Below are 20,800 nucleotides of genomic sequence, written 5' to 3'. Positions count from 1 at the left end.
ACCCCAGACAATATCAGACCAAAATTAGCTAATTTACGATTTTAATGTTCTCTAGCTAACTCCTCTTTTGTCTCATTTTCTTTCATCATTATAAATAATATAAATATACAAACTGCTTAATTCCGTTTTCTTGTTTAAAGCAGTATACTAAAGCAAAGATTGACAATTGTTATTTTGAGGAGGTTTTATATGAAAATTGTAATTTTAGGTGGTACCGGCTATGTTGGCCACGGTCTTATGGATATACTTAGCACCAATACCTCTTTACAACTTGTTAGCATGTCAAGATCTGGTGGAACTCAAAAAGATATCATTAGGTGGCCGTCTGTGACTTGGCTCAAAATTGATCTCTATGATAAACAAACCTGGAAAGCTGAACTTCAAGATGCTGATTGGGTTATTGATCTCATTGGTATCTTATTTGCTAAAAATTATTCAGAATATTATTCCAAAACAATTGACCCAGTAATGAATGTGATTAAATACTTGGAAAAAGAAAACACTACCACTAAATTCTTATTTGTATCTGCTAACTACGCTCCACCTGGGATGCATAATTATATGCAAGCTAAAAAAAACTTGGAAAAGGAATTATCTTTACGCCTTGGAACCCGAGCTTCTTTTGTATATCCCGGGTTAATTTATCATTCCGATCGACCTTTGGTTAATATTACCGGTACTAGTTTAGCTCTTCTTCAAAAAATACCTATTTTAAAGAAGGTAATTTCCCCTCTACGACCGATAGCTCGAGATAGATTTGCCACTGAAATTAATCAAATAATTACTGGTAACTCCAGTTTTCTTCAACAACGTACTGAAAAATAGCGCTATTAAAAACACACCAAAAGGTATTGTTCAATAACCTTTAGTGTGTTTTTAATATCACAGATTTAACTTTCATTATTCAACTGTTCTACTCACAGTGTAAAAATTTTTTCTTTAACTTTTTCTAGAATTATACTTATCAACTCTGCTAATATCATTCATTCTGCGCCTGAAAAACTCTATACCTTCCGTTAAATAATTACGATGTTCGGTTAATACTAAAGGAATTTCAATCGTATTAATATTATTTTTAGTAACCCAAATATTTAACAAAAATTCACTCAAAAAGCCATAGACTCGTTGTTCATATGCAGAATAACTGCTGATATCAATGATATTTTCAACTTTTTTTAAAACATCAAACAGCCACTCACTATATTCTGTAAAAACATGCCTTTGCGCAATAAACATATTATACATATGCGCGCTTCGTTGATGAAACATGACCTTTTCAAAAGCTGCTATATAATCTGGATAAGCTTCTTCAATAACATTTTGTACAGCTTTAAAGCATACTATATGATGCTGAAACCTGTAATGCAACCATAAATTAGCTTCAAAAAAGGTTTCTTTTGGTGGTAAAATCATATCATATTTCGCTAATGTTTCTTGTAATAATCCTGCTTGTAAAATAAAATCAAATGGCTTATCTGTCATGACTTTATTTTTCCCCATATAGTTTGCAAAAAAACGGCGATAATGAACAATTCCTTGTATATCAGCGCTTTGATTTTTCCAAATCCAATATTGCGCTGTTAACTCACAATAATATGCATTTTTTGCAGCCATATTTTCACCTATATCATCTTGTAAGTATCCGCTATTTCTATGCCTTTTATCTCCAACCTGAATTGGATAATATAAGTCATCATTAGGTAATGATAAATTTTTATGACTGACAACATAAATTTTTGCTTTCAAAAAATAACCTGCTTCCAAAAAAAATAAAACTGTTTCAACTATTCTAAAAATACTCTTATTAAGCTTAACACTCCTAATAAAATCTTGCCAATTTAAACTTTTTAAATTTATCTAATCTAGAAAAATAAATTGATATATTTATTGTAAAATAGATTTTTTAGCCTAACTTACGCAATTATTTCGTAAGTATCAGATACTTACTTAAAAATAATCAGATATTAACAAATGTCTATTGTATCTCTAAAGACTACTGTTAAAATACACTTAGAAGAGGTGAGATTTATGTCACAACAACATAGATTGCAAGAAATAAAAAAATTATTAGTTGACAATCCTGAACTTAGTACCAGTTTCTTAAAAAATTATTTTAACGTATCTTTAGATACTGTCCGAAGAGATATTTTAAAACTTGCCAGTACTGGTCAAGCAACTAAAATTTATGGTGGTGTTGCTGCTACCAATATGTCTGGTGTTCCAGAATATTTGACTCGAACACATATACTTTCAACAACTAAAATAAATATGGCTAAATTAGCAGCACAAACAATTTCCACACCAGGTCTATACTTTGTAGGAACATCAACTACACTTGTCCAAATGGGTGAATTCATTAAGCAAAATGGTGTAACAATTATAACCAATTCGATCGATAATGTTGTTGCCTTCATTCAAAATAGAAATTTAAAAATCGAAATAATAGGTGGAGCTGTTGATAATTCTAATCGTTACACATATTCTATGACTGCTCTAACTGAAATTAAAAATCTATCTTTTAAAAAAATATATATCGGTGCTTCTGCAGTAAATAAACATGGCGCCTTTGTTATCAATGAAAACGATGCTACTTTGATGAGAAATGTTATTAAACAATCTCAAGAAGTTATCCTTGTTTCTGCAAAATATAAATTTGGTAATACTTCGTCTCCTTACAAAATCTGCGATTGTAGTCAAATAAATACCCTCATAACAGATTCTTTTTTAACAAGAACAGAAGCTCACTGGTTTAATTCAAATTTAAAAATTTTAAAGGTGTGATACAATGATTAAACACATTTTTTTAGACATGGATGGTACTTTACTAGATTCCAACGGTAAAATTAGTCAAGAGAATATTGAAACTATTCAGAATTGTCCTGTCCCAATAACATTAGTTTCTGCACGTTCGCCACACGAAATGCATTTTGCCTTAGCAAAATTACACTTATCTAATAAACAAGTTGCCTTTAATGGTGGCTTAATATTTGAACAAAAGTCAAAGCATATTGAAAAGTTCTTTTGTCAATATATTGCAACAAATACTGTTATGGCTATTTTTAATTTAATCAATTATAAATTTCCTAAAATAGCTATCAATTGGTACAGTTCAGCACAATGGTTTGTCACGAATACTAATATGTATAGCGATTTTCAAAAGAAAATTACCCATATAGAACCCGTCGAAGATAAGAACTTTGAAACAATACATTCAAAAGAATTTCAAATTTATAAAATCATGTTAATAAGTTTTGATTTGTCCCAATTGCGAGCAGTTAAAAAGATGCTTCAAACAATTCATTTTGAAGATATTAGTGTTCAACTTTCCGACAATAATCATCTTGAAATAACTAGTTTAAATGCTACTAAGAATAATGGCATTGCTTTTATTCAATCAGAAGAAAATTTACAAAAAAAAGAATTAGCTGCTTTTGGTGATGGCGAAAACGATTTAAAAATGTTTGAATGTGTTGAAACATCCATTGCAATGGGAAATGCATCCTTTAATGTTAAAAATAAAGCTACATTTATTACAAAAACAAACGATAATAACGGTGTAGCTTTTGGCATTCATAATTTACTTAGTGGATACTGAATAATTATAAAATAACTAATTTAATGGTTAGTATATGATATTTATTGTATAACAAATGCATGTGATATGGCGTCAATTCGCCGTTTCCCATGCATTTGTTAGAAAACGGGGTACAGAAAATGGTTTATCGGATTAAAATAGTTCAACTTTCAATCGATTCTTTTGGACAAGAGTTAGGCGTTGCTTTGAGTCCCCAAAATAAGTGGACTCAGTTGGCCAACCAGTTACCTTGGTCTAAGTTGGAAGCCATTTACATCACCACTTTTCCGTCAAAAGTTGGTCGAGCCGAAAAAGCTTTTCGACTATTTTTCGGTGCTCAATTAATCAAACAAGCAACTAACCTGTCAGATGTTGAACTGGTTAATGCGATTCGTGATACACCAGCTTACCAGTACTTCATTGGGCTAACCAAATATCAAATTGAGTTATCTTTCAGTCCTTCTGCCATGACTGTCTTTCGCAGGCGAATTGCACCCATTAGCCCTGAGCTGCGAACAATCATGGGTGACTGGGCCAAACAACAGCTGAATCAGCCTTTGGCTGATGATCGAACAATTATTGTGGATGCGACGGTCGTACTGGTAAACATTCGCTTTCCGCAAGATTATTCTCTACTCAATCAAGCTCGTACAACGCTTGAAAAGTTCATTACTGAGTTGGCTCACCAATTAAACACTCAGATTCCTCGAACATACAAGCGGGAAGCCCACAAAGTTTATGTTTGTTTCACCAAGAAGCCTCGACGTTCAGCTAAGGAAACCCGGGATCAGGTTAAAGTGCAACTACAGTATGTGCGACGCGACTTACGTTACGTCCACGAGCTACGTGAACAAGGGGGTCAGCTGTCAGAACGTCAATTGGCTAAGCTGCGACGATTCAACAACTGTTTGAACAACAGAATTTCATGTATCAAAATAAGACTCATATAGTTAAGGATCGCATCGTTAGTCTGGCACAGCCTTATGTGCGGCCAACCAAGCGCAAAAAGCCCGACAGAACACTAAGTTTGGCCCTATACCATTCAAAACGGCATCATTAAAATTGAACGGGTTGACTTCAATGCCTTTAATGAGAGTACCAACTTCCAAAATGTGATAGAACGATATCAGCATCTTTATGATTACTATCCAGATGAAGTTCTGGCCGATAAATTATATCGGAACCGTGCAAACATCGCTTTTGCCAAGAAACATGGTATTAAAATAATTGGCCCCAAACTGGGACGCAAACCCAAATATATTGATCAAGCGGAACAGCGAGTAGCTAATGCGGCAGCCCGGGATGCTGAAAACCGTCGTGGAAAAATCGAGCGCAGCTTTTCGTTCATCAAGCACAAATGTGGGTTAGGGTTAGTACGCGCTAAAACAGCCACTACTATTGCCGTTTCAATTGATTTTGGAGTCATGATGGCCAATATTGAAACGGTTTTACGCTTTTTTTCTTGGGAACTTTTACTTACCGTCAAAACTAACGATATTTATTTAAAAATTAGTTATCGAACAAACCAAATAGCTTAAATCTAAGAGCCTAATTCAGCAGCCACTATATAAAAAAAACCTAATTTTTATTTAAATTAAGTTTCTTCTTTAAAGAATAGTTTTTTCTATCAATTTTTCTTTAATAAGGTTATCATATCATATGGACTAATAACATAATCTTGCTTAATCCTTTCTTCAAGAGCATTTACAATTACATAACCGTCATCTTTTAAATTTGTAATATCTATACTGTTCTTAGTCTGATTTGCTAATCTTATAATGAAAGCCTTTTTTACTGTATATGATGGATATAATGCCGATATCGTAGCACTGGTACGCAAATTTAGAAAACTTGTCTCTCTTGAAAGCTGAATTTTTTTACTATCAAACTCTATATCCCATATTTTGTTATCTAATCTATTAACGAATAAATTGAAATGTTGATTTTGATAACTAATACTAGGAGAAAGCCATTCTTCTATATCTTCTGCCACAATCCCTTCATCAAACTCATCATACAACTTAATAGCAAATTCGAACTCATTAATTCCCAATTCTTGTGCACAAGGTGTAGGTGTCATAGTGTGCCCTACACTAGTTGTATCCCCCGAAGCTCTACCCGGACGCCACAATAAATTAGGTTTTCCTAATTGTCCAGTCGTTGCCATTAACGTCACATAAACTCCATCATTTTGTTTTTCACATTCTTTTATACCCTTTGTAAAAAGAAAAATTCCTTCTTCTGTCCCCACTGCTTTGTCAAAATTATAAATGTTAACAGGTTTTTCCACAAATTCTTTTTCCCAATCATCTGCTATTGGTTTGTTCTTTATTTTTGTAAATCCTCCTTGAATTTGAGTAATAAACTCATCATTTTTAAAGTCTATGTTTATTTTTAATCTTAATCTATGTGATAATACCTGGTTATCAAAAACAAGTTTATAATCTATCCTATTTATATTTCTACATAGCGTAATTATCAACTTATATGGCATCTTTTTTATATTTTTATTTTCTGCAATTCTATCAATTAAATCATTAGGTAAAGCAAGGCTTCCGTTTAATATCAATTTCTCAATTCCATCAGTTTTTTCTTTTATTATATTACCCTTCCATGGCAATTCAAGCTCCTTATCACCTCGTAATGGTGAATAGTCATAAGTATCGCCATCATTTCCAGAATCATATAATCTAATAATATTTGTATATTTTTTATTACCCGCAATTATATCAAAACTACCATTTTCATAATTAATTTGTATACATTCGTTTTTTATATATGTTTCAGAAGATGTTGAAAATTGTAGCATATTATCTCTTGTATCATCGCTTTTTTCGAAAGATATAACTTTATAACCCATACTAGGGAGTTCTATATCAACTAACGCTTTTATCTTATAATATCCTGGCTCATCGGCATACTCAAATCCCTTTGAAGTTTGACGCATTATATTTTTTCTAACAGGTACATATGTTTCATCCATTATACGAGAATTATACTTCTTGGAAAATTTTATTTCTTTCGAATCAGTTAGAAAAGTTATCTCTTTCATTCCCTTAAATTTAGTAGTATTAGTATTAAAAATTAAAATATCATTTTCCTTAAGTTCTAAACGTTGCGCTATTCTTTTTTTTATATAGTTTTCTATACCTTCAGCAATTTCAAAACATTCCTTAAAACGATGGTCTACATCTTCAGCAACATTATCCGATATACTTCCTCCTAGAGTGTCATGCGGTTGACACTCCAATAGCTTTTTCCACAATTTTATTATTAATCCATTTGACACTTCTATTTCAGCCTTTTGTGCAATTACTAACAATGGTTCAATTCTTTTTATAATAATTTCTTCTAACTGAAAATTTTTTCTCTTAAATCTCGACCTTACAGACCCAATTGTTCTATGAACTCTAGAGTATGTTGGATATCTTAATTCTCCGCGAAAACTATTCAAATTTTTTTTATGCAAAATTTTCATAAAAGCTGGATATGTTCCTATTACTACCTTATATTTACTTAATTTATTAATTTCTTTTATTGTATTTGAAATGTTATGAACAATATTCATTTGATCTATACCTGAAGGAATCAAGACTTCATCATTGTCTCCATTCTCACTCTCAAACTCTATTCCTTTATCCAATCTTTCCTTAACAAATTGTTGTAAATTTTTTTTTGATTCAACTGTTATTTGTCCTGTATAATACCCTAAAGGAAAGCTAGCAACATAAACTTTGTTCTTTCCTAATCCTTTCCATTCAAAATAAGTTGATTTTGCTTGCCGTTTAAAATTTATTCCTCTCCAGCAAATAAAGTCAATAATCCCAACCTGATTTAACAACATTGGTAATTGTGCATTAAATCCAAATGTATCAGGTAAATATCCAATCATCATTGGATACCCATATTTTTTTTTGGAATCATTAATTCCTATAATCAAGTTTCGTAAAATTGATTCTGCATTTGGAATTAATGCATCAGTTTGTGTAAACCAAGGTCCTATGAATAACTGTTTTCTATTTACCAAGTTTTTTATTCGTTCAATATTTTCTGGGTGTAATGCAACATATTCATCTAAAATTGATGTTTGTCCATCTAATGTAAAATTTGCATCTGGATAATTTTCTAATTCATTCAGTATTTCTGTAAACAACTGATCACTCAATACTTGAGAGTCTTGAACAGTAAAATACCATTCTCTATCCCAATGAGTATGATTTACTAAGTATCCTTTTACCATAATAAGCAACACACTCCTAGCAATTAAAAAGATGTTTAATACGTCTTCTATCTATAAAATAATCTTTTATAGTGAATAATTAAAAACTAATTCTTTATTTTTTCACATACCTTTATACTAATATCATTCAAAAGTTATATCTATATTTTTATCATCTGTACTCAATTCATCAACAGCTGTATTCGTAAAATCAACTAAAAGAGGTGCAAAAGCTCCTATAATCAGAGCACATACAGCTAAACCAACAAGATATGCCCAGCCATTGTGAATTGTTATAAATCCATAAATACCACCTACTGGAGGTATTTTTGCTTGTGCACCTAATATAATTGCAGTTGCTGAACCACATGCACCAGCTATCATATTTAATGGAATAAGTTTTAATGGATTAATTAAAGTAAAAGGAATAGCACCTTCAGTTATTCCAATAAATCCCATAAACCAATCACTTCTACCTGCATCTATAAGCTCCGACGAAAATTTATTTTTTTGTAAAGTTGTTGCTACTGCATATCCTAAAGGAATCCCTGCAATTGCAACATTAGTAATCATTGCTGGAGTATATACATTTTCAGCTAATAACACATTTCCTGCAGCCCATGCGGCTTTGTTTATTGGTCCACCTAAATCAGATCCAATCATTGCACCCATCACTAATGCTAAAACTACAGAGCTTGTACCATTTGTACACATTGCCTTGATCCAATGCAATAATGATTTATTAAGCCATGATAGAGGTACCGCCAATATAATGGCACTGATAACAGCCACTAATAACGTTGAAATTAGTGGTGTTATAACTAATGGTTTAATTGATTCATATTTTTCATTAACTTTAATCTTCTCTGTGCACCAACGTGCTGAATATCCTGCGACAAATCCAGCAATAAGCGCACCTATAAAACCAGTATTTGAACTTGATGCAATTGCACCACCTACAAATCCTGCGGCCAAAGCTGGTTTATCGCCAATTGCATATGCTACATAACCAGCTAAAACTAAATCAAGCAAACCAATTGCTGTCCAACCTACATTAGTAACTTGATTAACATAATACCAAACACCTGATGTATATGTGTCAAAACTAGTGATTCCAAAACATAACCCTAAAATCTTAGTAATTGCTACAAGCAAAGAACCACCAATAACGATTGGTAACATATATGAAATACCAGTCATTAAATAACCTTTCCAATCTGATAGCAGTTTTTTCATAATTAAAAGCCCCTTTCTATTGTTCTCTGAGTTTTGCATCTACAGCTTTTGTACACTTTTCAATTACCAGTTTAGGTTTTTTTATACACATATTAATATCTACGCGAAGTACTGGCTTTCCTTCAAATCTTCCCATTTTTTCTATTTTTTGATCAGAACCAATTAACAAAAATTTTGCTGATTTAGCTTCATCCAGTGTGATTTCATTTTTTAATCCCATTGCACCCTGTTGTTCTATTTTTGCCTCTAATCCTAACTCCTTAGCAGCATTTTCTAAAGCTTTCGCAGCCATAGGTGTATGTGCTAATCCAGCTGGACATGATGTAATTGCAACAAAATCCATAACTCATCCCTCCACATTATTTAAATTTAAAAAGTTATATACTTCATCAATAGTGGCACACCGTTCTAACCTTTGCCTTTTTTCCTCGTTTATAAGTGATACTGCAAATTCTGCTAATATCTGCAAATGTTCCTTTTCTCCATTCACAGGAACTAACATTGCAATAATTTTATTTACTTTTGTTTCATCAAAAGTATCCCAATCATTTAATTTGTTTTTTAGCTTTATATAAATTATTGAAGCATGTTTAACACTATCATTTAACGCATGTGGCATTGCTATTCCATCTTGCATTCCTGTAGAAGATTCTAGTTCTCGGTTATTAAAAGCTTTATAAACTTTTGAGTAATCATCTACTATTGCTAATTGTTCAGCTTTTTTTGAGAGGAATAGTAAAACTTCATCTTTACTATTTAAGTCTTCATTCAAAAATATATTTTCTCTTGTGAAAATATTTGTCATTTTCTACACCTCTTTTAAATAATTATAAATATCATTTATTTCTTTATATTGATTCAAATTATCTAGTTTTTTTGAGTCTTTAATTAAATTATAAAAATGTGAATATATGTCATCTATTTCATTAGAAACATCTTTATTTAAAGCCATGAAAAATACACATCTCACCTTACCTTCTCCCCAATCTATAGCATTTTTACATGTTAAAACTCCTATAACAGATTTCTTTACTTGACTGATATTACCATGTGGAATAGCTACATTACCTAAATCAGTAGATAATAAATTTTCTCTAGAGAGAGCTGCATTATACATCTTATCTGTAACATATCCATTTTTTTCTAATCGCATAACAATTTCTTTGATAGCATCTTTAGGTGTTGATGCTCCTGAATTACTTATAATACAATTTTTTTTAATCAATTTAATAAAAAAGTTATTAACAGGAACATATTTCCTTTTCTTTTCTTTAATTCTTCTTACTACCTTTTCTAAAAGCTCTATTTCACTATCATTAATCAAAGGTGATACTTGTACAACATTATTTCTGCTTGATTTTATAGGAATAGTTGATATTATTAAGTCTGCTTCAACTCCATTTTTCATTAATTCATCAACTGAAATGCTTTTTATAATTGCAATATCAAAACCTAACTCTATTTTCAACCTTTGCTTTAAAAACGCAGCTGTACCATAGCCTGTACTACAAACTATAACTACCGTAACTTTCTTCATTCCATTATTTTTTTTTCGCTCTATATATGATTCAAAGTGTAATGCAATATAACAAATTTCATCTTCATTTATTAGAACAGGATAACATTTATTGAGATTTTTTATTAAATATGCTGCTAAATCTACCGCTTTAGGAAATTCTGATTTAATTTCCTTCTTATATGGATTGTTAATTTTAACTTTAAATTCTCCACGCTTTATAGTTGACATCAAATGCAACACTAGATTTTTTATCAAAAGATCGTCGTATTCATTAAGATTTGCTTTAAGAAATGAAACTAATTGTTTATCAACACTTGGATCTCTTTCGACATCTATGGCTCCTCCTTCTATAGCTATAACATGCAAATTCAAATATCTTTGTTCACTTATTGGAATATCACAATTAAACTTTTTTTCAATGAGTTCAACTAAAACATTAGTAGTAGGTAGTATATTTGTTTCATTCATATCATTGGTATCATTGATATACTCACCCTTTCTTATTCTTTTAATTGCAATTGCTATATGAATAATAAGTGATGTATATTCATACTCATTAATATAATTATTAACTGCTCCATTGAACTCTCTTAGAATGTCTCTTGTCTTACTTAAAGTTCCTCTATCTATATATCCTGTTAGTTCAGGAGGTATATTAAAATCTAATATATAATCATCCGTCTGCTCATCTTGCTTTATTTCTTTCCTTAAATTTTTCTGTACCAAATTTGACATTAACATTCTTAGCTTACTTTCTGTTTTATTTATAGAAATTCCTAAATTATCAGAAATTACTAGCCCATATTTTCTTTTGAGCTCCTTTAAATCTCTTTCCAATGTACTTTTACTAACAAAAAACTTATCTGCCAAATCATCTGTAATAACAGGTTTATTATTATTAAGCAAGTATTCAAGAATTTTTAACTGTCTTTTTTCTCTAGATTCAATTTGTAAGTTAACATTATAATATGCCAATAGTTGGTTAACATTTCCTTTAAAATAAATACCTACATTACGTTTTCTTATTAAATTAACATCAAAACTCAAACCCATTATTCTGTCATCTATATAATCTAAATACTTGGCTACTGTTTTCCTTGATTTTTTTGTATACTCCATAATATCTTGATAATGCACAGTTTTTCTTGTTAAAATGAATCTGATTAGCTCAGTAGTTATCTCCTCTTTTTCTCTATGTGTATTACTCATCTAATCACCTCCATTCTTTTGGACACTCTAATTATATAAGTAAGCGCTAACAATTTGAACCTCTATTTAGTCTACTAATTGAAAGTGTACTCCTTCGTATTTATGCGCTTACAATCCAACTTACTCATTTAATTTGTAAGCATCAGGCGTACTTATTCAAAGATTAGGACTATCTATTGTATATCAATTAAAATACTTTTATAAAAAGTGAGGTTTATATCACAACAACTTTAAAATTCTACCAGATCATGTCCATGAATTCATACTAGCATCAGTATGTTTTTGTCGTTAAAAACATTGTACTGTAAAAAGATGTTTACACGGCCTTTTATTTTTCACATAATTATATGGACTTTATCTTTTGCTTTCGTCTATATTTTCAAATATGTTATACTTTCGAGTAGACACTACTATAGTGTAGTTGTTATCACAATATATAAAGGAGTGTTCTATGAATACAACTGTTTTGACTGACATCATCAATCAGTATGGTTATTGGGGAATCGCTTTTTTAATTGCTATTGAAAATATTTTTCCGCCAATACCATCTGAAGTTGTCTTAGCCTTTACAGGATTTGCGACAACAACAACAAATTTAAAAATCTTACCTAGTATTTTAGCTGCAACTATTGGAGCTATTATTGGTGCGTTATTCTTATATGCACTTGGACGTTTAATTTCAGCAGATCGCCTCGAAAAATGGTTAGCTGGTCGTTGGGGAAAGATTCTTCATTTAAAACCTAACGATATCAAACGTGCTGCCGCTTTCTTTCAGCGCCATGGTGGTGTTGCTGTTTTCTTTGGTCGTTTTGTTCCAGTTATAAGAAGTTTAATTTCAATTCCTGCTGGAATGACCGGTTATCCTTTGCCACGTTTTATACTCTTAACAACTTTAGGAACTTTAATCTGGAATACTGTTCTGATTTGGTTAGGTAAATTAGCTGGTCATGCATGGCCGTATTTTGTTAGTACCTTTGAAGTTTATGGGAAAATATTTCTCTTATTTGTTATAATTACATTTTTAATTACTTGGATTATCTATAAACGAAAAAGTAAGTAAAGTATAAACATCGTAGACAGTATAACTATAAAAACTAGATTATCTGAATGCTCAGCAAAGCGCAACTAACTACTTTATGGCACAATTACTCTAATATACAAAAAAATCCGAGACTCTTATCTCGGATTTTTTGTATATCTGTAATTATTTAACGAACTTTGCTGCAAATTCACTGAATTGCTTACCTGCACCAGCTAAAAACTTAGCTGTATCAGCATTTGTAATCTTACCTGTTTCATCAGCTAACTTATCTGTATTTGCAATATATAATTCAGGTTGTTGCATTGTTGGCATATCTAAAAATACTAATGATTGACGTAGTACATGATGAGCTAAAACACCCGCAATACCTGAAATTGATTGTGATGCAACTAATGCAGGCTTGCCACCCCAAACACTTTGTCCCCATGGACGTGAAGCAACATCTAAAGCATTCTTCAATGCTGCAGGAATGCTACGGTTATGTTCTGGAGTTACAAAGATAAATGCATCTTGTGCAGCTACTGTTTCACGGAATTCTGTATATTCTACAGGAGAAGCTGCATCTAAATCTTGGTTGTAAAGTGGTAAGTTAGCAATATTGATATATGTTACTTCTGCATCACTTGGCAAACCTGCAGCAATTGCTTCTGCTACCCCTTTAGAATAAGAATTCTTACGAATTGAACCTACAATTACACCATATTTTGTCATAAATTAATCAACCTTTCAAATTTATATTATATTTATTTACTTATTAATTATAAGTATACCAAAATATTTTTTATTTGCAAGTCTTTTTTTTATTTATATTTTACAAGAAAAATACTCCATCTCAGTAATCTTCTAAAATCATAGTTTACTGCGATAGAGCACTATACATATAAATTTCTATAGCCACTATAAAAGTGAACTTATTAAACTAATTCCCACTCCGATTAATACAATACCAATAAGATAGATAAATACCTTCATACTCTTAGGAATATTCGTCCAATTCAAATGTTCGCCTGTTCCAGCTAATAATTCAGTTCGATGGAAAAATACAAGTAAAATACCAATTATTATCGACCAAATTCCGGCTAATATAGTTGTACTATCTACTATTAAGTGATTACTTATTACTGTACCAATAATCATAATTGTTGCTACAACTAGAATACTTATAATAGCAATACCTCTAATCCATTTTGACATTTTTCTCCCACCTTTTTATTGTTAATTAATTCATAAACGTTTCTATAGTATAAAGTACAAATTCCTTAATCTAGCAAGTTTTTTAATTCTTGATCTTTATTATTTATAGATAATGATATTTTTTGGGAAGGATATTTTCCAATTTCTTGGTAGCTACATTATAAAAACTTTCAGCTCTTAAATAATCTACTGTGTTCGAGTAAAAAATATTTTCAAAACAAATATCGCATTAATTAGCTTATTTTTCAAGTATTTCATTTATTCGTCATTAAATGACAAACTCAATATTGACAAAATTATGTTATTGTTTTTTAATATACCTATAGGGGTATATTAAAGGAGAGGAAGATAATTATGTTCAGTTTATTTACTAAAGTTCCAAGTATTTCAGCTACAGACCTAAAAAAGAAACTAACTAGTGCTATTACACTCATAGATGTTAGAACGCCGTCTGAATATCAGATGGGACATATTGCTAAGGCAAAAAATGTGCCTTTGGATCAAATTCATATGTATAATAAAAAAGTACAAACAATCTATGTTATTTGTCAATCAGGGATGCGAAGTGCACAAGCCGCTCGAATCTTAAAAAAGAATGGTTATGACGTTATCAATGTTCAAGGTGGTATGAATCAGTGGAGTGGTCCAATTAAAGGAGGGAAATAGTATGGCTAAAATTGTTATTGTTGGTGGTGTTGCAGGAGGTATGTCAGCCGCTGCTCGTTTACGTCGTTTAAGAGAAGACGATCAGATTATTATTTTGGAAAAAGGTCCGTTTGTATCTTTTGCAAACTGTGGCTTACCATATTACGTATCTGGTGAAATTTCAAAAGAAACTGATTTGATTGTTCAAACACCTGAATCTTTGCAAGCGCGCTTTGGTTTGGATGTTCGTCCTTTCCATGAAGTAACAGCTATAGATCCTGAAGATAAAAAAGTAACTATTTCACATAAAGATGAAAGCTATACTGAAACTTATGACTATCTTATTTTATCCCCTGGAGCTAAACCAGTTATTCCTCCAATAACTGGTTTAGATACTGCCAAAAACATTTTTAGTCTCCGCAATGTTCCTGATGTCAAAAAGATTATGCAGCATTTACAATTAAATTCTGTCAAACAAGCAACTATTATAGGTGCTGGATTTATTGGTTTAGAAATGGCCGAAAATTTGAGCAAACGGAATATCAAAGTAACTATTGTTGAAAAGGCTCCTCATGTCCTGCCTTCTATCGATGAGGAAATGGCAGCATATATTGAAAAAGAGCTCACTAACAACAACGTTACAGTGATTACATCTAAAGCGGCTACTGCATTTCAAAACGCAGGTCAAAAAATTATCTTAGATGATGGAAGCATATTGGACTCGGATGTAACAATTCTATCTGTTGGTGTTCGTCCTGAAACAACCATCGCTAAAAAAGCCGGAATTAAAGTGGGATTAAATAATGGTATTTTGGTCAACGATAAATATCAAACAAACTTTGCCGACATCTATGCAATTGGTGATGCTATCGTCGTAAAACAACAAATTACAAATAAAGATTCATTAATTTCACTTGCTTCTCCGGCCAATCGCCAAGGACGCCAAGTTGCTGATAATATCGCAGGTTTAAATCATCCAAACAAGGGCAGTATTGGGACAGCCATTGTCCGTGTCTTTAATCAAAGTGCAGCCTCAACAGGAATAAATGAGCGGACTGCAACAAAATTAGGTCTAAACTTTAAAGTTATTCATATTCTAGGAAAAAATCATGCAAGTTATTATCCAAATGCAACTGATATTACTTTAAAACTAATTTTCAATGCTGAAACTGGTAAAATTTATGGTGCGCAAGGTGTTGGCGCTTCTGGAGTTGATAAAAGAATCGATATTCTAGCAACTGCTATCAAGGGAGAATTAACAATTTTTGATTTACCTGAATTAGAATTAACCTATGCCCCACCTTTTGGTTCTGCTAAGGATCCTGTTAATATGCTCGGATATGCAGCTATGAATATCGCAGAAGGTTTAAGTACTAATATTCAATGGTATAACTTGCAGCACGAACTTAGTACAGGTAAAGTTTTGTTAGATGTAAGAGATTCTGAGGAACTAATTCACAATGGTCATTTTAAAAATGCCATTAATATTCCGTTAAATGAACTGCGTTGTCGTATAAACGAGCTAGATCCTGAGCAAGCTTATATCATTACTTGCCATAGCGGATTACGTAGTTATGTTGGCGAACGTATCCTGAAACAAGCTGGTTTTACAGTAGAGAATCTTGATGGTGCATTTGCTTTATATAGCACTGTGCGCCCAAATGAAATTTCACGTGATTAATCTATAAATAATAAAGCGATCCCCAGGTAGTAGCCTCACGCTAATATCTGCAGATCGCTTTAATTATTTTTGACTTACAAAACTATTATTTAAAAATTACTCTTTCAAATTCGAATTATGCTTCTTCTATTTTCTTTTCTTCAACCTCTTTAGCCACAACTTTATCATTAATTTTCACAAAAGGCATATAAAGAAGTACACCTAAAACAAAGACTGCGACTTGAATTACTGGTGCACGCCAATCTCCACCTGTTGCTAAAAACGAATTTAAAAACATTGGCGTTGTCCATGGCACTTGGATTACACATGTATTCATCCAACCTAAAGTCGTTGTCAACCAAGCTATAAAAATACTTAATGATGGTAATAAAATAAATGGAATTATCAACGAAACATTATAGACAATCGGATATCCAAAAATAACTGGTTCATTTATATTAAATATTCCCGGTAAAAATGATAGTTTTGCAACATTTTTTGCAGCTTTATTCTTGCTAACAATAAAGGTTGCAACTAATAAGCATAATGTACTCCCCGAACCACCTAATAGTGCAAAAGCTTGTACTAATGATAAGTTAATAATATTGGGAGCTACATGTCCAGCGTTGTAAGCCGCGGTATTTTGAACAATATTGATAATCAATAAGGGTTCCAAAATTGTACTATAAATAACAGAAAAATGAATCCCAAATAACCATAATAGATTAGCTAATGTATAGATAATTAAAACACCAACAATTCCTGTTCCTATATGACGTAATGGTTCTTGAATAAATTTAGTAATTAGACTAATTACGTTTAAACTAGTTGTATCATATAAAACCGCTGAAATAAGTGCAAAAAATGAAACGACTAAAATAATTGGAATTAAGACATTAAATGAATCGCCAACTGCTGGTGGAACTTGATCACCCAAATTTATTTTCAAAGATTTGATATTGGAAATTTTAATAAAAAGCTCTGTCGCTAAAAGTCCCATGATAACGCCGGCAAACATTCCACCTGTACCCATATTAGTATAGCTTAAAACACCACTAATACTACTAGTCTTTTTGGCTCCATCTGCTGCAATCTCAATCGTATTAGGCATCATTGCAACTAGTGTTGCTAATGAAACCATTGCAGATGCTAACGGTTTACTAAAACCACGGTTTTTTGCTAAAAAATAACCAATCATCGTTGCGATTAATAAACTAGAAATATTAAGGGTTGCATTAGAAACCATTGTTCCCCAATACTGTACTTTAAGTAAAGTATTCCCCTTAAAAATCCATGTAAATACCGTATTATTAAGTAAAGTAGCTAAACCAGCTAATATATATAATGGCATAATTGTTGCAAATGCATCCCGCAAAGAACGCAAATGAATTTCATTACCTAACTTAACTGCAATCTTGATAAATGCCTGCCCAAATTTAGAATTTTCTAATGTCATATTGAATTACATCTCCTAACTTTTTTTAAAAACCATTATTTCAACACAAAATGATTAAATAGTTATTCATGCGAAAAACATGATTTAACTTGTAAAAGTCCACGAACTCAATATATAAGAATATGTCACATTAAAGTAAACGCTTTCTATTCCTATCAACGGTTTAAGTATACTCTTTATAAAATAAAAATCAATCTTTATTTTTAATTTGTATATACTTTTAAAAATAAAAACCACTATCCAGTATTATATGTTATAACCTAGCTAATCCATGGCTTGAATTGTCTGAATTAAAAAATTAAGTACAATCGGCTACCTTTTTGCGCACATTTTGCTAAGATATACTTGAAAATAAAAAAATCCAGGATTTTATATCCCAGATTGTTTTCCTTTTTATTGGCTAAATGTCTCCATTACTAGCAATTAACTTTTTATACCATGCATATGAGTCTTTCTTTTTTCTTGCATTAGTTCCGTTACCAGTATCATCACGATCAACATATATCAAACCATATCTTTTTTTCATTTCGCCAGTACTTGCCGAAACAATATCAATTGGACTCCACATACAATATCCTAAAACATCAACCCCATCTACTGTGATTGCTAACTCCATTTGCTCAACATGCTTTTTTAAATATTCAATCCGATAGTCATCATGTATTGTTCCATCTGCTTGTACTTTATCGTAAGCTCCAATTCCATTTTCCACTATCATTGAAGGTTTATCCCAACGATCTTGAATCCAATTTAAAATATAGCGTAACCCTTCCGGATCTATCTGCCATCCCCACTGACTTTTTTCTACATACGGATTATTAACTAAATCATTATGCTCATCATATTCAACTTTTTTATCAGCACGAGCTTGTATTGCTAATGAGAAATAATATGATAAACCTAAATAATCACAGACTCCTTCTTTTAATATCTCTGCATCTTCTTTTAAAAAGGGCATTTTAAATTTTTTTAACTTGAAGTAATTAAGTAACCATTTAGGATATTTTCCGCCCAATTGAACATCTCCATAGTAATAGCGATACTGCATCGCTCTTTGAGCAATCAGCTGATCTTGCGGTTTAGCTGTTAAAGCATAAATTGGTACCATTGCAAGCATTGCGCCTACTTTAAGTGAATTATCAATTTTATGTGCCGCAATTACAGCCTTTGCACTTGCAACCATTTCATTATGTGCCGCTTGAAACATTGACTCTTCAGCATTCTCATTCTTATCTAGTAATAATCCAGAATCTTGGTATAAATGATGTGGATTACGCCAATCTGTTTGATTGTTTATTTCATTAAAAGTCATCCAATATTTAACTTTTTTATGGAACCGTTCAAAACACGCTGTTGCAAATCTTTCAAAAAAGGTTATTAATTCTCTATTAAGCCAACCCCCATATTTTTTCACTAGGTTAAATGGCATTTCAAAATGCGATAATGTCACAATCGGTTGGATATTATGAGCTAGTAATTTATCAAATAAATCATCATAATGTTTCAACCCTACTTCATTGGGCGTTAATTCATCACCGTTTGGAAAGATTCTTGTCCATGCAATCGAAACACGTAAAGCTTTTAACCCCAATTCTGAAAATAATTCTATATCTTGCGGATACGAGTTATAAAAATCAATTGCCCAATGATTAGGGTATATTTTGCCACTCTCAATACTTTTGGTAACTACTCGGTTAGGTTCCGTAACTGTTGCTGCTGCCATCATATCTGCAATAGATATCCCTTTACCATCGGCTTGCCAATTTCCCTCAATTTGATGAGCAGCGGTTGCTCCTCCCCAAAGGAATCCTGTTGGCATTTTCATTTCTTTGCTCAAAATTACACACTCCATTCCTTATAAATGAATATAGTTAAAAGAGCAGGACAACTTCTTTGGTTACCCCACTCTTTACATCATCTAATTCACTCGTATTTTCATTTTACTGAAAGTAGCTACTAGATTATTAACTTACAACTAATCAAATTCTCTATTTAAATCCATTTAGAACTCCACGTTCAAAATATAATACGAAAAATTATTTTTTGCAAGTTTAATTATTTAAAATATTAATAGCGATTTACTTATCTCAATTTATTTTCGCTGATATCCTGTATCACTTAAATCAACATCCGCAATTACACTACTTGATTCATAAGGAAAGTGTTCTTCCGATTTTTCAAACGGTTCTCCTTCTTCTGTATAACTAATCTGATTAATCGCAAGCACTGGATCATTTAGCGTTACACCCATAGCCTCTACATCTTCTTGCGTTGCCTTAATTGCATGAATTCGCCGATGTGACCCTGCAATATGAATATGTTCGTTATCTGCTAGGTGTTTATATATTGAGCCTTCTAAAATTTTTTTTGTTATTTTTGTGATTCTAGTAGGCATAATTGTATGCTCGAAAGCATAAACCTTATTATCTACATAGCGAACACGTTTGATAACATATACTGGTTCTTCTGGTGTAATAAAAAGTTCGTTTTGCTCATCTTTGGTGGGTAATCGTGCATCTATTGACAGCACCTTACTGGTTACTTTATGTCCTGCATAAGTTAACGTTGCACCAATTGGGCGATCTACAGAAGAATCTAAATCATTTTTAGCCTTTTTATGATAATCTTTTCTTAAAAAAGTACCTGAGCCTCGTTTGGTATAAACTATTCCTTCCACAATTAACCATTGGATCGCTTTACGAACAGTCATTCTAGTCGTATTAAACTCTTTAGCCAGTTCATTTTGATCGGGTAATAGGTCACCTGGCTGATATGTCCCGTCGGTGAATTTTTCACGTAATTTACGTGAGATAATTTGATACTTATACACAGAATCTATCTCCCTTTACTAGCATTATCATTTTATTATTATTCTACACTACTTTATATATACTTGCGACATTCGTTATATGTATATACTTATTTAAAAAAAGTATTTACAATTTAAAAATAAGTGATAAAATATTACTTGAATTAATGATATATTTTATACGCAGTAACTCTATAGTTCATAATCAAATCGTACTAGTGTTACAGTCAAACTGGC

At 31.7% G+C, this 20,800-nt stretch carries 17 protein-coding genes and 1 pseudogene; 7 read left to right on the top strand and 11 right to left on the bottom strand.

The features are described from left to right. Positions 1-189: 189 nt before the first annotated feature. A complete protein-coding gene (locus tag LB941_RS04765; protein ID WP_253359938.1) occupies positions 190-825 on the top strand; it encodes an NAD-dependent epimerase/dehydratase family protein in 636 nt (211 codons plus the stop codon). A 114-nt stretch (positions 826-939) separates the two neighbouring features. On the opposite strand, the gene LB941_RS04760 is transcribed toward LB941_RS04765, so the two are convergent. After that, positions 940-1,746 (bottom strand): DUF4422 domain-containing protein, encoded by an 807-nt coding sequence (locus LB941_RS04760; protein ID WP_253359936.1) that lies wholly within the window; start codon positions 1,744-1,746, stop codon positions 940-942. A gap of 282 nt (positions 1,747-2,028) precedes the next feature. On the opposite strand from LB941_RS04760, the gene LB941_RS04755 reads away from it, so the two are divergent. The 3 genes and pseudogenes from LB941_RS04755 (at position 2,029) to LB941_RS04745 (ending at position 5,112) form a co-directional block, all read left to right on the top strand. After that, entirely contained in the window at positions 2,029-2,781 is a 753-nt protein-coding gene (locus LB941_RS04755) for a DeoR/GlpR family DNA-binding transcription regulator (RefSeq protein ID WP_253359935.1), read from the top strand. A gap of 4 nt (positions 2,782-2,785) precedes the next feature. Further along, a complete protein-coding gene (locus tag LB941_RS04750) occupies positions 2,786-3,595 on the top strand; it encodes an HAD family hydrolase (protein ID WP_253359934.1) in 810 nt (269 codons plus the stop codon). Positions 3,596-3,714: 119 nt separating this feature from the next. Then, positions 3,715-5,112, top strand: a pseudogene (locus LB941_RS04745) (IS5 family transposase). A gap of 89 nt (positions 5,113-5,201) precedes the next feature. Here LB941_RS04745 and LB941_RS04740 read toward each other — a convergent pair. The 5 genes from LB941_RS04740 to LB941_RS04720 form a co-directional block, all read right to left on the bottom strand. Beyond that, entirely contained in the window at positions 5,202-7,814 is a 2,613-nt protein-coding gene (locus LB941_RS04740) for a glycoside hydrolase family 38 N-terminal domain-containing protein (RefSeq protein ID WP_253359933.1), read from the bottom strand. A gap of 123 nt (positions 7,815-7,937) precedes the next feature. Then, positions 7,938-9,029, bottom strand: a complete 1,092-nt coding sequence (locus tag LB941_RS04735; RefSeq protein WP_253359932.1) for a PTS fructose transporter subunit IIC — start codon at positions 9,027-9,029, stop codon at positions 7,938-7,940. 16 nt (positions 9,030-9,045) lie between these two features. After that, entirely contained in the window at positions 9,046-9,372 is a 327-nt protein-coding gene (locus LB941_RS04730; RefSeq protein WP_253359931.1) for a PTS fructose transporter subunit IIB, read from the bottom strand. 3 nt (positions 9,373-9,375) lie between these two features. Next, positions 9,376-9,834, bottom strand: coding sequence for a PTS sugar transporter subunit IIA (locus LB941_RS04725; RefSeq protein WP_253359929.1), 459 nt, complete (start codon positions 9,832-9,834; stop codon positions 9,376-9,378). A 3-nt stretch (positions 9,835-9,837) separates the two neighbouring features. Beyond that, a complete protein-coding gene (locus LB941_RS04720; protein ID WP_253359927.1) occupies positions 9,838-11,757 on the bottom strand; it encodes a BglG family transcription antiterminator in 1,920 nt (639 codons plus the stop codon). A gap of 451 nt (positions 11,758-12,208) precedes the next feature. Here LB941_RS04720 and LB941_RS04715 point away from each other — a divergent pair, with 451 nt between their 5' ends. Continuing rightward, positions 12,209-12,817, top strand: coding sequence for a DedA family protein (locus tag LB941_RS04715; protein WP_253359925.1), 609 nt, complete (start codon positions 12,209-12,211; stop codon positions 12,815-12,817). A gap of 144 nt (positions 12,818-12,961) precedes the next feature. On the opposite strand, the gene LB941_RS04710 is transcribed toward LB941_RS04715, so the two are convergent. Then, complete coding sequence (locus LB941_RS04710; protein ID WP_253359923.1) at positions 12,962-13,510, bottom strand: NADPH-dependent FMN reductase; 549 nt, start codon at positions 13,508-13,510, stop codon at positions 12,962-12,964. Positions 13,511-13,696: 186 nt separating this feature from the next. Next, positions 13,697-13,993: a hypothetical protein gene (locus tag LB941_RS04705; RefSeq protein WP_253359921.1), complete on the bottom strand. Its 297-nt coding sequence runs from the start codon at positions 13,991-13,993 to the stop codon at positions 13,697-13,699. A 354-nt stretch (positions 13,994-14,347) separates the two neighbouring features. On the opposite strand from LB941_RS04705, the gene LB941_RS04700 reads away from it, so the two are divergent. Together LB941_RS04700 and LB941_RS04695 are read left to right on the top strand one after the other, a co-directional pair. After that, complete coding sequence (locus LB941_RS04700; protein ID WP_253359920.1) at positions 14,348-14,659, top strand: rhodanese-like domain-containing protein; 312 nt, start codon at positions 14,348-14,350, stop codon at positions 14,657-14,659. 1 nt (position 14,660) lies between these two features. Beyond that, positions 14,661-16,319: an FAD-dependent oxidoreductase gene (locus LB941_RS04695; RefSeq protein WP_253359919.1), complete on the top strand. Its 1,659-nt coding sequence runs from the start codon at positions 14,661-14,663 to the stop codon at positions 16,317-16,319. 115 nt (positions 16,320-16,434) lie between these two features. On the opposite strand, the gene LB941_RS04690 is transcribed toward LB941_RS04695, so the two are convergent. The 3 genes from LB941_RS04690 to LB941_RS04680 form a co-directional block, all read right to left on the bottom strand. Next, positions 16,435-17,754, bottom strand: coding sequence for a PTS sugar transporter subunit IIC (locus LB941_RS04690; protein ID WP_253359918.1), 1,320 nt, complete (start codon positions 17,752-17,754; stop codon positions 16,435-16,437). A 400-nt stretch (positions 17,755-18,154) separates the two neighbouring features. Continuing rightward, on the bottom strand, positions 18,155-19,606 hold the full coding sequence (locus LB941_RS04685) for a 6-phospho-beta-glucosidase (protein ID WP_253359917.1): 1,452 nt from the start codon (positions 19,604-19,606) through the stop codon (positions 18,155-18,157). A 240-nt stretch (positions 19,607-19,846) separates the two neighbouring features. Next, positions 19,847-20,584 (bottom strand): GntR family transcriptional regulator, encoded by a 738-nt coding sequence (locus LB941_RS04680; RefSeq protein ID WP_253359916.1) that lies wholly within the window; start codon positions 20,582-20,584, stop codon positions 19,847-19,849. Between the last annotated feature and the right edge of the window lie 216 nt (positions 20,585-20,800).

This window comes from Ligilactobacillus ubinensis (assembly GCF_024160875.1).
Taxonomy (GTDB): Bacteria; Bacillota; Bacilli; order Lactobacillales; family Lactobacillaceae; genus Ligilactobacillus; species Ligilactobacillus ubinensis.
Note: the sequence above shows the minus strand (reverse complement) of the source record. Positions and strands in the feature narration are given on the sequence as shown.